Here is a 12,769-nt window from a genome sequence, read left to right on the forward strand (position 1 = left end):
GCCGCGATCTGGCACAACAACGAAACCGGCGCACCCGTCACCCGGTCACTGATCGCCTACGACCACTGACCGGAATTCGGAACAACTCGTCTAGCATGTCCCGCCATGCGTACAGAGCCCATAGACATCGATGGCCTCGCCGGCCCACTCGTCGTCACCACGCCCACCTTCGGGGCCGCCTCGATCACTGTCGGCGCACATAGCGCCACCCGCACACGCGGAAACAAGTACGTCCTTCGGGCGGCGGACGGAACTCTGGTCGAAGCCAAGTTGAGCAGCGGCTTCCTAGACCCCTACCCGAGCATCGAGATCAGGGGCGTCAAACACCGCACGGGACCACGTGTACCGGCGCTGCTGCAGATGATGACTGCCCTGCCGTTCGTCGTATTCATCCTTACACTTCACGGCGGGCTGATTGGAGGGCTTGTGGCCGGCGCTGCCATGGTCGCCAACCTCAAGATCGCACGTGGAAGCCGGTCAACTGCGGTCAGAGCATTGTTGATGCTCTGCGTTCTGGGCGCCAGCACCATTGTTTGGGTTGCCATCGCTGCTCTCTTCCAACAAGGTGACGAAGCAGCCTGATCCGTGTCGGCTCAGGCCTGAACCGTCGAGGAAAGCGTTTCAAGGTCTCACTGGCCACCAGCGAGGATGTCTACGGGGCGTTGCTGGAGTCGACCGCCAGAGGTCCTTGGTGGCCGCCGCGGGCACCGGCCACCGACAGCGGTGTCCGGGGTTCCCCCAGGGCGCGACACGGTTCCGGGGCCTCGAGGCCAAGGCGAGGGGACACCAATTCGACCGCTCATATGCCGGCCACCGAGAATGCCGACAATGGCGGCGAGCGTTGCAGCTTCATACGTGCCGACCAAGCGGCCGAGCCGTGACTCTTCGGTCTTCCCGAAGAGGTCAGTCAAGCAAGATCAACGAGGAACCCGCCCATGAGCTGCGCGAAGTGCAGGACCCATGCGCGGCCACGGGCCTGCTCATCGCCGTCTAGTGCTCCCAACCGCTCCCAACGTGCTCCCCAGACCCGCGCCGACGAGGGCCGCGCTTACGAGCAGGATCGGGAGCCACAGTGAACAGCCGAGCGTCCCAGGGGCGGCGCACGCGGACAAGTAGCCGATGAGCGGCCACCCTGGTTAGCGTGCACACATGGTCGAGTCTTTGGACCTCTCGAGTCCGGCTTCGCGTCGGGAAGCGCTTCGGATGGTTGACGTAGATAATCCTCGCCCTTACCACGCGATGCTCCGAGAGATCTTCGACCTCGAGAGGGCGTGGCGCGAAGGCCCGGACGTGGGCGAGAGCGACGAGTTTGAGCAGGTCTACCTGACGGCCTTTCTGCTGTTCCTTATCGGTGATCCCGCGGACTCGCCCCGCCTGTATGGGGCGAAGTTCCGCACGGGCGACATGGACCTAGGCATCGGCTTTGACGCCCAAGCCATCTTCGGAGCGGGCCGGGGCGACACGCTTCAGTGGCTCCTGGAGAACGGATTCACCGACGAGCACGCGCGTCTGTCTGAGTGGTTGTCGCAGTCGGAAGACCCGAAGATCGAAGACTGGGCTCGGCACGTGCGCGGTTACTTCTACTCACCGGACGGTGTGCTGCTCCTGGATCCGCTCTAGACACGCCCTGCCAGCAGGATCCGTCCGCTCTTGCCGCGATCCGCGCGGTTGCAGCTAACCAATTGGAGCCGGGCTGAGCCGTTTTCGGGAGCCCGCCCGTCATGAGCGGGCTCCCCGGAGCCTGGCCCGACTCGAACGGAGCTGCCACCCCTGGGTTCAGTGACGCGCGGTACCGGCGCCGCACGTTGGGCAGGTCGGCCTCCAAGCGTAGTGCGTCCAAGCCCAGGGCGTGCGGCAGACTCCTACCGAAGCCGATATCGACCGTTCGGGAGTCGTTCCAGGTCGTCGTAGGTACGAGCGTGATGGTCCGGCGCGTTGGAGCACATCCGGCTGACGATATGGGTCCGTATCGTCGATTCCGTGTAAGGGCATCTGCGGCGGCGAAGCTCGTCGACCACGTCTTTGGGTAGGAACGTACCGTCCGGGCTCCGTGCAACGATGTCTGAAAGCGCAGCAAGGATCTCGTCTCTCGCCGTCACCACTCTATTGTGCAGCGTGAGGCGTTCGATGGCGTTCCGTCGATCGTCTTCCTCCAGCCGCTGATCGCTTGGGCCAGCGCTGCTGTCGGCTGACTTCGTCAGCGGCAGTACTCGGCGTGTAGTTCTGCGTAGGGATAGCGCCGGTCGGGGTGGTAGCGGCTCCTGCCCATGTTGATTTCTGCGCAGCAGTGCGTGTCTGGCGTCTGCGCGCGATGCGCCGGGCATTCCTCAGCCAGCGCGCGGACCTGGTCGGCCTGCAACTCGAACGCTTCCTGGCTACCGGTGAGCACCAGTGTGTCGGCGGCGACCTTCCACCGGATGAAGTCGCGGAACTCTCGGTGCCAGGACCGGCGGTGATCGGCGACTGGCCGCTTCGGCCAGGCGCTGGCGGGCAAGGTGACCGTGTGCGGCGCACCGGGGCCCAACCGGGTGCGGACCGGCTTCCATTTTGAGGCTGGGAACGCGAGTCGGTGGTGCAGTAACACCAGATCCAGTGGGCGTCCCCATGCGCACTCGTCCGGCCGGGTCGCCGCGCGCAGCGGCAGGAAGACGATGCTATGCGGCGATCGGGCGGCCAGCCCCCATGCCATGGCGAACATCGCCGCTGTTCCCTTGTCCAGGCAGAACTGTGCTCCCAGGCGCCCCTCGTGTATCGGCGCTTCGATCAGCGTGGGTTGGGGCAGGCCTGCCCGATGCGCGGCGTGACGCATCCAGGTGCGGCGTCTGGGGCCCCATCCGGCGGGCACGACCAGCCGCACATCCTCGATCTCGTGACCGGCGACCTGCTGCGCTTCCTGCCCGACTCGGCGCAGGGTTGCCGCGATCAGGTCGAGGGGGTCGACGTCCTCGCCGGCGACGCGCAGCCGCTGGTCGGGGGGCTGCCGCGGGGTCGGGATGAACCGGTCGGGAGCGGTGGCGGCGGCCTGCCACGCCTGGTGGCCCGTCAGCGTCTCCCCGCCTGGGCAGAGCAGGACAGCGCTGGGCATCTCTGGTTCTCCGTCGAACAGCAGTGGCGTCCAGGTGCCGTCCGGCCACGCCACAACGGGCCTGGTGCTGGCGCTTCCGCAGTCGATCGCTAGCCGCGCCTGCCCCGCTCGCATAGATCTCAGTCAAACATGAGGATCACGTTCACGTCACCCGTGAATTACTCACAGCCACGAACCAGAGTACGCAAGTCGCGCTGTGGCCAGCCGCAACCATTCAGTTCACTGACCCGGCGAACTCCTGCGCAGCCGGCACGCCCGGCCACGACTTGACCCACCACCGCACCGTCGAATGCCACCGCACCTGGCCGCTTGTATTGGAGGAGACCATGACGTCAGCCATCTACCCGATGACAACGCCAGCACAAGCCGTAGCGGACAGGTGGACGCGGGCGGCGCTGTCCTGCGAGCCCGCCGACCATGCACGTGCCGAGGCTGCCGCGCGTCTCGCCTACCAGGCGGCAGGCGAAGGCGAGCCAGCGCGCTTCCTCTGGTGCCCCTCTCCCCCGGCCGCTATCGAGCACCTGCAACACCTCCTCGATGGCGGCCACCGGCCGCTGGTCGATTCGGTGCGACGCGGCAACCTCAACCGGTCCCTGGCCACGGCGCGGGCACCGATCTGGGAGCACACCAGCGAGCGCGATCAGGTCACCGCCTTCGGCGACTTCCACCAGTTCATGGAGTGGACCGGCTACTACGGTGAGCAGCGCTACGACGGCGTCGAAGCCCGCTACGACCTCATGGAGCACCCGTACCGGTGCAACCCCGTCACCGAACCGGAGCGCACCGTCCTTGAACCGGTGCTGGACACGGTGCGGCGCGTGTATGACCTCGTCCATGCGCCGATCTGGTCGACGATCGACCGGAGCCTCACCGCCGGCTACATCATGCGGTCCGCCTGGTTCTGGGACGCCGAGCGCAGCATCGTCGACCAGGACGACGAGGGACACGCCGTCGTCCGCTACTGCCTCGACCCCCACGACTGGTTCTTCGAAGCAGCCTGGACCTACTACCCGGACTGGCTCGTGCTCACCACCATCGACACCTACCAGAAGGTTCTCGGCAGCTCGCCGGATGCCGCGTGGGAAGGATGCAGGGACGTGGCTCTGGCAGCCGGGCCCTGGTGGCCGCTCACCGGCGTCGCCATCCTGACCGAGCGGCCCACCGTTCTGCGGATCGACGCACACGGCCGACTCCACGCCGAGAACGAGCCGGCAGTTGTCTGGCCCGATGGCACCCGGATGTGGGCGCGCAACGGCACGCTGCTCCCGCCGCCGTAACCAGCCGACACAGCGGTGGCAGGCGTTTCGCGACCAAGGCCGCACCGGCTGCTACCCGGTGGCGCCAGCGGTGAAGGGCAGCCGGGCTCTCCCCCGGCCATGGCTGCCCTTCACCGCGCCACGTACAGCTGTCTGAACGACCAGTAGAGGCGTCAGGAGGTGCAGGTGTTCAACATGCTCTGCAGGGCAGACTTTTCCGCCGACTGCAGGCTCAGACCCCAGCTGTACTTCACGGTGATCCACATCTTGCTGTAGGTGCACCGGTACGACGACAACGGCGGCTGCCAGGTCGACGGGTCCTGGTCACCCTTGGCCTGGTTGACGTTGTCGGTCACGGCGATCAGCTGCGGGCGGGTGAGGTCGTTGGCGAAGCTCTGCCGCCGGCTGGTCGTCCAGCTACTGGCGCCGGAGCGCCACGCCTCCGCCAGGGGCACGACGTGATCGATGTCGACGTCGGAGGCGGCGGTCCAGGTCGCGCCGTCATACGGGCTGTACCAGCGTCCCGACACCGCCGCGCAGCTGCTGTCGGTGACCACGGACGTGCCGTCGCGCTTGAGGACCGTCTCGCGGGTGTTGCAGGTGCCGCTGATGGTGATCCAGTGCGGGAACAGGTCACGGGAGTATCCGCTCGTCGACCCTTCGCTCTTGACGGTGAGGGCGTTGAGCTGCGATTGAGCGGTCGCCTTGGAGGGGATTCCCGGAGGTGTAGCCAGGGCCGATTGCGCGTCGACGGCGAGCAGGCAGACGCCGGTGAGGGCGGCAGTGGCCGCAGCGGCAAGACCGCGGCGCCACAGTGGGGATCGGGTGGACTGTCGGGTGACTCGCATGAAGGCCTCCTCGACGACGGGCTGGACAGCGACCGTCTCGCCCGATCATGTCCATTGAAGGTCGCCTGTGTGAAGAGGGTGAAAGGCGTCTGCGAATACTGGCCTCGGGAACGCGGCGCCAGCCCGACTGGTAGACCGCTTCCTGCCGTCCTGCTCGCGCGTGTCGGCATCGCGACGCAGTGGCAATCCGCGCTTCAGCGGCGTCTTACAGTGCGACGTGCAGGCTGGTAGCACACCTGGGTGCAGGGAGCGACGGTGGCCAACGACCTGATCGTCATGACCTGGAACGTGGAAAACCTGTTCCGGCCTGACGACGCCGACACCTCGGCAACAGAAACCTACGCCGCGAAGCTCGCCTACCTCGCCGGACTCGTATCCGGCACCGGCGCCGATGTCGTCGCCCTTCAAGAGGTCGGCTCGCCGGCTGCGGTACAAGACCTCCGGGGAGCCCTCTGCGAGCCCTGGCAGGCCGTCGTGTCGGCGCATCCGGACGGCCGGGGCATCCGGGTGGCTGTCCTCGCCCGGCATCCGCTCGCCGAGGAAGCGCAGATCGTCGCGCTGCCGCAGGCCGGCCTGCCGGCCGTCCCCGACGTTGACGGCACCACCCTTACCCACCTGGGTCGCGGAGCGGTCCAGGTGCATGTCGACTGCGGCGGCCCCGGGTTGCGGCTGCTCACCGCCCACCTCAAAAGCAAGCTGCTCACCTACCCGGGCGGCCGCCGCTATCCCCATGATGAAGACGAACGGGCCCGCGGCGCCGGCTACGCCCTGCTGCGCCGCACCGCTGAGGCCGTCGCCCTGCGCGTGCACCTCAACGACGTCCTGGCCGCGGCCGCCGTCAACGGACAGCCAGGCATGCCCACCATCCTGTGCGGCGACCTCAACGACGGACCCGACGCCGTCACCACCGTCCTGCTCGAAGGCCCCGCCGACGGGGACGTCAACCGCCCGGACAAGGGCGACGCCGTCCGGCTGTACAACCTCGGACGACGGCTACCACCCGCCCGCGCCTACTCCCGCATCTACCAAGGCCGAGGCGAACTCATCGACCACATCCTGGCCACCCGCGACCTGCAACTGCGACTAGTGAGCATCGACTCGCTCGTCGACGACATCACCTCCATCGGCGCATCCACCCGCAGCCGAGAAGCAGTCATCGTGCCCGACCATGCCCCGGTCGTCGCTTGGTTCACCACCCCGTAGCGCGGACGGCAACCATGGGCCCGATCGGACGTCACCGTCCGCCATCCCGAACACGCTTCAGCGCCTCAGGCGACACCTCCGACCCAGCGGCAGATGCGTGACGGCAGTCGGGCACGATCTCGCCACGCCCGCGTCATCTCGCTGCCGAGCAAGCCGGCGCCGCGGCCGCCGACGCCGACCGGCTGCGTACCGAGCTGGCCGACCACGCCGAACACGGACGGCTCTGCATCCAGGTGGCCACCGCGCAGACCGGCCTGGCCACGACCCGCGCTGCCAGGCAGAATCGCAAGCGATGACCACCTACGACGAATACCGGGGCCGGCAGCGGCGAGTCGGCCGATACCGACAAAAGATCCGCAGGTACGGCACCCTTGGCGACCCGAAAGAAGCCATGATCGAAGCCAGCCAGGAAGTCTTCGGCGACTTCGGCGACCCCGGCCTGGAGCACTGCTATGCCGGCGTGTACTTCGTCGCCAGCGGCCCCTATATCAAGATTGGTGAGGCTGGCGGCGGCCCGTACGAGCGGATGCGCTCCTTCCACACCGGCAACCCCCACGGCCTACAGGTGCTGCACGTCATCGCCGAAGACCGCAAGAAGGAGCGCAAGCAGCTGGAAGGTCAGCTCCATGAGCGCTTCGCCTACCTGCGCCTACCTGGCAGCGAATGGTTTCATCCCGGCCCCGAGTTGACGGAGTTCATCGCCTCCAGCTGCGCCAGGCAGTGCTACCCGTCGCCGACCTAAATCTGGTCCTGGTCCCGAGATCGCCTTCCTCCAGAACAGCAGTGTCCCCGCCGACTTCCTGCCGGACGCCGCCGCACTGGACCGGCTCTGCCCGGCCGGTCAGCCCGTGGCGGCAGTCGGGCGCAGGTAGCTGTAGACCGTCTCCCGGCTGATACGCCTGCTCGGAGGTGAGCGCGGGTTTGCGACCGGTGTACGCGCCGCGCTGCTTGGCCACGGCGATGCCCTTGCGCTGGCGTTCCAAGATGAGGGCGCGCTCGAACTCGGCGAACGCGCCCACCACCGAAAGCAACAAGGTGGGGTGTATCTCAAGCTGACATTGGCTAAGCGTTGTGGCCTTGGACGAGTTCGTCCGGAGCTCGGCCGTTCATGACGCACCTGCCCACCGTGTCGACGTTGCTCAGGTGGCCCGTCACGGTAGCCCGAAGGTGCGGATGGAGCCGGCCTCGACAATCACCGCGTCGAAGGGGTAGCGAGCGAAGGCTTGGGGCAGGACGAAGTGCGTCCAGAGGTGCCGTTGGTCGGCGAGGCCGATGAAGCTGAAGTCCCGCGCGAGCTGGCAGGCGCGATAGAGCCTCGCCGACGTGGAGGAAGCCGCAGGGGCGAGCAGCGTGCCGATCTCCATCAGCTCGGGGGAGTTCAGCAGGATCTCGCGCGGCACGTACGCCTGGACTCCGCCGCGACCTCGGCCGGCGTTGAAGCCGAGCTCGATCAGGTCCTTCTTGGCGTATCCGAAGGTGAACGCCGCTATCTCGCCGAGGTCGAGCGGATGCGGATAGCCAGGATGATCGGCGCTCGACAGGAGAACGTTGACCTTGAAGGACAGAGCCCGGTTCAGGATCGTGCGGATCTCGGCGTCGGTGTAACGCGCGGCATGCGCGGCACGAGCCAGCCGGACCAGTTCCGGTCCCAGCCTTTCCGACCGTCCCTTTGCCATCCGTACCGGACGCAGGATCTGCTTCTTCACGTCGTCGTCCGGAATGTCGGAGGCCGAACGTCGGGCGAGTTCGGCGGTGAGCCAGTCGGTCAGCAACGGCACTTCGACGTGTACGGACTCGATGATCCCGGTCAGGGTGAACGCGACGTCGTCGCCGAGCATCGGGACCCAGTCAGCGACGAACAAGTGCCCGGGGGCCTCGCCTGTTTCCGGGCGGGCGACGACGACGGCCGTCATGTCGGCGGCTGGTGGAGGCTCTGGGGCGGAGGTTTTATCGCTGGATTCGTCTCGCGACGGCCCCGACGGCCGATCGAACGAGTACATCAGCTGGGTGACCCGATCGACGACCTTGTACTTATCCTCGCCACAGGCCAGGGCCAGCACCTGGGCGACCGCGCGGACATCATCTAGGGCCGCCGGCCCACCCTGGGAGATGATCTGGTGGATCACGTCCTTCTTCGGTGAACCGTCGAGGCGGTCATCGCGGGCGATCCGCTTCTCCAGATCCTCCAGCGTGGGCCTGCCCGCTTTCTCGCGCAGGTCGTAGAGCAGATCGCGGACATCGCGCTGCGGCCCGGCGTCGAGCTCGGGCCGGGCCAGCTTGCGCGGGCGGCGCACCGGGGCGCGCTTGGCGGCCGCCGTAGGCGGGCGGGGCACTCGTCGGTACTTGTCGGCATTCATCGCCGACCAATGATGCCCCACCGCCACCAGTCGCAGGGCTGCTCGACACTCGTCGGCACTCAGGTCAGCCCTCGCGAGACGGGCCGAATCTGAGTACGCAAGCCGGCGCTGGCTCCGCTTTCGTCTCCGACATCCAGGGAGCATCCGTTGACCCGATCCCCGCAGCACCCCCATGGCCCCCAGCCGCGCCGCACCCGGATCACCCTCGCAGTGATCACCGGCGTCCTCGCTGGGGCCACCCGCGCTCTGACCGGCTGGCTCCTCGACCACCTGAGCACCGACAACTGACCGGCCCCGGGCGGGATCCCGCGCTGTACCGACGGGCTGGCGGGATCCCGCCCTCCTCACTTACGCGTGCGGCCCCCCGTACTGGCGAGCGCGACCGGTCGCCGCAGCACTGGTTCGGTCGCTGGCCCGAGGCGTGGACGTGCCGGAGTCACGTCCACGCTCCGCCCAAGCCGATCCCGTTCGCCTCTCCCCCACGTCATCGTGGGCGGGAGGCGGCCCGTCTCGGGCGAAGATCCGCGACGACGAGTTCACGCCGCGCTCGTAGCGTCGATCGGATCCGGTGCGGAGGACGGCCATCCTCGAATCGGATAAGCCACGCGGTGTCTCACGGCCTGCACCCCGATGTCCACCGGGCCACGCTCAGGGCGTCGCGGACCGCTTTCCAGCGGCCACCGCCACTCCCCCAGGCGGTCAGACGCCGACCCATCACCTGGTGGCTCAACCTCTCGGGCCCTGGCCCGATGAGCCGTCAACAACCGCTGGTCATCGGAGCGCTAGCACATCCGACCATGATCAGGGTGTTATCCACAGCCGGCGGGTTGTCCACAGCGTTGGATGCAGTGGCTGGCGACATACAGGGCACACGCCGAGGCTGATCCGGTCGGCGCGGTCACCGCTGCGGCTGCTGGCCACGGCCACGTGCAGGTGGAGCTTCGGGCGCAGGCCACCGACCTGGTCCCCGCAGCTGACATTTCAGCTGCGGGGACCGCACAGTGGCCGTCAAGAGCGGTAGGCCGGCCGATACCTCGCCAATCACCTACGGTCAGGGCGTGGACGTGCTGCTGCGCGGCGGGCCGGGAGACGGCCAGGTGGTGCCCGGCGGCGGGGAGACCGTCGTCTGGCAGGCCTGCCTCTACGAGATCACACCCGAGTACGGCCGGCGGCACGGGCGTGACCTGCGTGTGTACCGGCACCGCTCCGATTGCTGCGAGCCCTACGGCCGGGGCGGGGAGGACCGCTGCGAGTGAGCTGCGGCTACACGTGCGGGTCTGTCTCCACCACTTCACGCCACCGGGCTTCGAACATCCGTACGATCATTTTCATGCAGGAGGTGGTCCGACGGTGGTGGAACGGGGTGGTGCGCCACGAGGCGCTATCGATCGAGTGGAGGTGAGAGACCTTCACCCGTCTGCTGTCGTAGCAGTGGGCGTGAAGCTGGAGGCAGCCTGATCGCGGGGACGCGCGGGAGGGTGGGAAGCAGCCTCGACAACGCCGGGATGGGTCGGTACTGCCAGACGGCCCAGGTTCGGCAAGCGAGACGGAAAGGTGTACGTGAGGAACTGGCGTCAAAGCCTCTTAATTCCACCACCGGCTCGAATCTGGTGGATATGGGCCGGGATCGCGGACGAACCATCCGGGCTGGTGCTGTCCGGGTGGGCATCACGGCGGGGTTCGCTCCCCTTGTCGTGGTGGTTGTGGGGAAGGTCTACGGCGTACCCGCAGCAGGCCGCAGGGGCAAAGTCGGGCACCTCCTCCGTCGATCGATCGGTGGTGAACGTGGGAACCGTCGGGTGCGGACCCGCCGCGACGCGTCCAGCGTGGCGGAGATGGGAGGGCACGTTGTCCTGCCGGGGCACCCCGATGGGGCGGAGTCCGCGTAGTAGTCCGAGGGCGGGAAAGCCGTCTACATGGCGAAGGCGGGCAGCGGGCTCGCAGGGAGGGATTGTCATGCCAGGAGGTCGCTGGTGAATACCGGCGCGCCGTGGCCGAGCCTCGACGAGGCGTGGCGGCGGGTACTGGAGATTCAGACCAAGCTGCATCGATGGGCAGGCGAGGATCGGTCTCGCCGGTTTGATGATCTGTTCAACCTTGTCACCGATCCCGCGTTCCTGATGGTGGCGTGGGATCGGGTGCGGAGCAACACCGGCTCGCGCAGCGCTGGTGTGGACGGCTTGACCGCCCATCACCTCCAGGCGCTGGTCGGTGCGGAGCCCTTCATGGGCATGATCCGGGAGGCAGTGCGGTCAGGCGAGTTTCGGCCGCTTCCGGTGCGGGAGCGGTTGATCCCGAAACCGGGCAGCCCCAAGAAGCGCCGGTTGGGGATCCCCACCGTCGCGGACCGGGTCGTGCAGGCGTCGCTGAAGCTGGTGCTGGAGCCGATCTTCGAGGCGGACTTCCATCCGTGCTCGTTCGGTTTCCGGCCCCGCCGACGCGCTCAGGACGCGATCGCCGACATCCATCTTCTGACATCCAAATCATATGAGTGGATCTTGGAAGCTGACATCGAGGCGTGCTTCGACTCGATCGACCACGCCGCGCTGATGGCGCGGGTGCGCCGACGCGTCGGGGACAAGCGCGTGCTGAGCCTGGTGAAAGCGTTCCTCAAGGCCGGGATCCTCACGGAGACCGGCTCCCGCGAGGAGACGCACACCGGGACGCCGCAAGGAGGCATCCTGTCTCCGCTGTTGGCCAACATCGCCCTGTCCGGGCTGGACGACTTCGCCCAGCACACCTGGCAGACGGCGATGTCAACGAAGGGTCTGCGAGCGAAGCGCCGCCGGCACGGCCAGCCGAACTGGCGGCTCGTCCGCTACGCAGACGACTTCGTCATCCTCGTGCACGGCGAACGGCGTGACGCCGAACAGCTACGCGACGAGGTGGCCGTGGTACTCGCCGGGATGGGCCTGCGCCTGTCCGCGCCGAAGACCATGGTGGTCCACATCGACGAGGGCTTCGACTTCCTCGGGTTCCGCATCCAGCGGCACCGGAAACGAGGCACGGGTAGGCGATGCGTGTACACGTACCCGTCCAAGAAAGCGGTCACCGCGATCAAGGACAAGGTCCGCACGCTCACCCACAGCTCAGCACAAGCCGACCTGACCGCCCTGCTGGAACGCGTCAACGGCGTACTACGCGGGTGGAGCAACTACTTCAAGCACGGCGTGTCGAAACGGACCTTCAGCTACCTCGGCGCCTTCACCTGGCGCCGGACAGCTATCTGGATCCGTAAACGACACAAGGGCCTGACGTGGAAGCAACTCCGACGGCGCTTCATGGCCGGCGGATGGACGATCACCGACGGACAGCTCACCCTGTTCAACCCGGCCTCGGTCACCGTCTCCCGGTACCGGCGCCGCAGCGTGATCCCCACCCCCTGGGCACCCCTGGCGCGTCGCCTGACCCAGCCGACATGAGTCCGTGGAGAGCCGGATGCAGTGAGAGCTGCACGTCCGGTTCGGGAGGGCGGGCCGAAGAAACGGACCGGACGAAAGCCCGGCACCGCGCTTCGGCCCGACCCCACTGGGGGCGCCTGGCGCGCGCGACGTGTGGCTGGTGCGCCAAACTCGCTGGTCGATGGTGGCCCGTGTCGGCGACACCGAGACAGGCAAGGTCCTGCGCTGGGCGTTCAACACGGAGCCGGAGGCCCTGGACATGATTGAGCGCCTGCTGCGCGCTGACAGAGCCGGTCAGTGGCGGGAGCAGGATCGAAGGGGCCCGGAGCCGTCGCGGCGAGAAGGGCGGTCGGACTCGGGGCCTGGGAATGACGAATACCAGGCCGCTTCGTTCGGCCGACCTGTCCGCCGCGGTCGGTGCCTCCCCGCCTCGTGCTGCTCGACGGTGTGCGAACCCGCCGGAATTGGAGAATGGGACATAAGGCCCGTGGCTTTAGCCGAGCAGTTGTCGTTCGGCGAGATCCATGACGGCTCTTCGAACTTGAGCGGGGTTCGCGGCTGGCGGTGACCCGGATGTGAAGGGCTCGCAGCCCATCGGTGATCATCTGAGTGTCGAGTT

The 12,769-nt window shown here is 67.5% G+C and carries 11 protein-coding genes and 1 pseudogene; 8 read left to right on the forward strand and 4 right to left on the reverse strand.

The annotated features are described in order from the left end of the window. The first annotated feature begins 105 nt into the window (after positions 1-105). Both AB0I11_RS33335 and AB0I11_RS33340 read left to right on the forward strand, forming a co-directional pair. Positions 106-582: a hypothetical protein gene (locus AB0I11_RS33335; protein WP_357329751.1), complete on the forward strand. Its 477-nt coding sequence runs from the start codon at positions 106-108 to the stop codon at positions 580-582. 567 nt (positions 583-1,149) lie between these two features. Next, a complete protein-coding gene (locus AB0I11_RS33340; protein WP_357329753.1) occupies positions 1,150-1,620 on the forward strand; it encodes a hypothetical protein in 471 nt (156 codons plus the stop codon). 577 nt (positions 1,621-2,197) lie between these two features. Here the strand turns inward: AB0I11_RS33340 and AB0I11_RS33345 are convergent. After that, positions 2,198-3,085 carry a hypothetical protein gene (locus AB0I11_RS33345; protein ID WP_357329755.1) on the reverse strand — a complete coding sequence of 296 codons (888 nt, stop codon included), beginning with the start codon at positions 3,083-3,085 and terminating at the stop codon, positions 2,198-2,200. A 326-nt stretch (positions 3,086-3,411) separates the two neighbouring features. On the opposite strand from AB0I11_RS33345, the gene AB0I11_RS33350 reads away from it, so the two are divergent. Then, positions 3,412-4,362: a DUF6745 domain-containing protein gene (locus tag AB0I11_RS33350; RefSeq protein ID WP_357329757.1), complete on the forward strand. Its 951-nt coding sequence runs from the start codon at positions 3,412-3,414 to the stop codon at positions 4,360-4,362. A gap of 152 nt (positions 4,363-4,514) precedes the next feature. Here AB0I11_RS33350 and AB0I11_RS33355 read toward each other — a convergent pair whose 3' ends face one another. Continuing rightward, a complete protein-coding gene (locus AB0I11_RS33355; protein WP_357329759.1) occupies positions 4,515-5,189 on the reverse strand; it encodes an HNH endonuclease family protein in 675 nt (224 codons plus the stop codon). Positions 5,190-5,444: 255 nt separating this feature from the next. Here AB0I11_RS33355 and AB0I11_RS33360 point away from each other — a divergent pair, with 255 nt between their 5' ends. Together AB0I11_RS33360 and AB0I11_RS33365 are read left to right on the forward strand one after the other, a co-directional pair. Further along, positions 5,445-6,392: an endonuclease/exonuclease/phosphatase family protein gene (locus AB0I11_RS33360; RefSeq protein WP_357329762.1), complete on the forward strand. Its 948-nt coding sequence runs from the start codon at positions 5,445-5,447 to the stop codon at positions 6,390-6,392. A gap of 292 nt (positions 6,393-6,684) precedes the next feature. Further along, positions 6,685-7,134, forward strand: a complete 450-nt coding sequence (locus tag AB0I11_RS33365) for a GIY-YIG nuclease family protein (protein ID WP_357329765.1) — start codon at positions 6,685-6,687, stop codon at positions 7,132-7,134. A 154-nt stretch (positions 7,135-7,288) separates the two neighbouring features. On the opposite strand, the pseudogene AB0I11_RS33370 reads toward AB0I11_RS33365, so the two are convergent. Both AB0I11_RS33370 and AB0I11_RS33375 read right to left on the reverse strand, forming a co-directional pair. After that, positions 7,289-7,426, reverse strand: a pseudogene (locus AB0I11_RS33370) (recombinase family protein); the annotation flags it as partial. A gap of 117 nt (positions 7,427-7,543) precedes the next feature. Next, positions 7,544-8,749: a hypothetical protein gene (locus AB0I11_RS33375; protein ID WP_357329767.1), complete on the reverse strand. Its 1,206-nt coding sequence runs from the start codon at positions 8,747-8,749 to the stop codon at positions 7,544-7,546. Between the two features lie 147 nt (positions 8,750-8,896). Here AB0I11_RS33375 and AB0I11_RS33380 point away from each other — a divergent pair, with 147 nt between their 5' ends. The 3 genes from AB0I11_RS33380 (at position 8,897) to ltrA (ending at position 12,171) form a co-directional block, all read left to right on the forward strand. Continuing rightward, on the forward strand, positions 8,897-9,037 hold the full coding sequence (locus AB0I11_RS33380; RefSeq protein ID WP_357329769.1) for a hypothetical protein: 141 nt from the start codon (positions 8,897-8,899) through the stop codon (positions 9,035-9,037). A gap of 770 nt (positions 9,038-9,807) precedes the next feature. Beyond that, complete coding sequence (locus AB0I11_RS33385; protein WP_357329771.1) at positions 9,808-10,005, forward strand: hypothetical protein; 198 nt, start codon at positions 9,808-9,810, stop codon at positions 10,003-10,005. Positions 10,006-10,722: 717 nt separating this feature from the next. Continuing rightward, the gene (gene ltrA, locus AB0I11_RS33390) at positions 10,723-12,171 is read left to right on the forward strand and encodes a group II intron reverse transcriptase/maturase (RefSeq protein ID WP_357329773.1); all 1,449 of its coding nucleotides are present in this window, start codon (positions 10,723-10,725) and stop codon (positions 12,169-12,171) included. Positions 12,172-12,769 lie beyond the last annotated feature (598 nt).

It is taken from the genome of Micromonospora sp. NPDC050495, assembly GCF_040655175.1.
Lineage (GTDB): Bacteria > Actinomycetota > Actinomycetes > Mycobacteriales > Micromonosporaceae > Micromonospora.

What these genes read in the sequence shown, in the direction of transcription:
- AB0I11_RS33335 (WP_357329751.1), top strand. Translation starts at nt 106, where the DNA reads ATGCGTACAGAGCCCATAGACATCGATGGCCTCGCCGGCCCACTCGTC.
- AB0I11_RS33340 (WP_357329753.1), top strand. Translation starts at nt 1,150, where the DNA reads ATGGTCGAGTCTTTGGACCTCTCGAGTCCGGCTTCGCGTCGGGAAGCG.
- AB0I11_RS33345 (WP_357329755.1), bottom strand. Translation starts at nt 3,085, where the DNA reads ATGCCCAGCGCTGTCCTGCTCTGCCCAGGCGGGGAGACGCTGACGGGC.
- AB0I11_RS33350 (WP_357329757.1), top strand. Translation starts at nt 3,412, where the DNA reads ATGACGTCAGCCATCTACCCGATGACAACGCCAGCACAAGCCGTAGCG.
- AB0I11_RS33355 (WP_357329759.1), bottom strand. Translation starts at nt 5,189, where the DNA reads ATGCGAGTCACCCGACAGTCCACCCGATCCCCACTGTGGCGCCGCGGT.
- AB0I11_RS33365 (WP_357329765.1), top strand. Translation starts at nt 6,685, where the DNA reads ATGACCACCTACGACGAATACCGGGGCCGGCAGCGGCGAGTCGGCCGA.
- AB0I11_RS33375 (WP_357329767.1), bottom strand. Translation starts at nt 8,749, where the DNA reads ATGAATGCCGACAAGTACCGACGAGTGCCCCGCCCGCCTACGGCGGCC.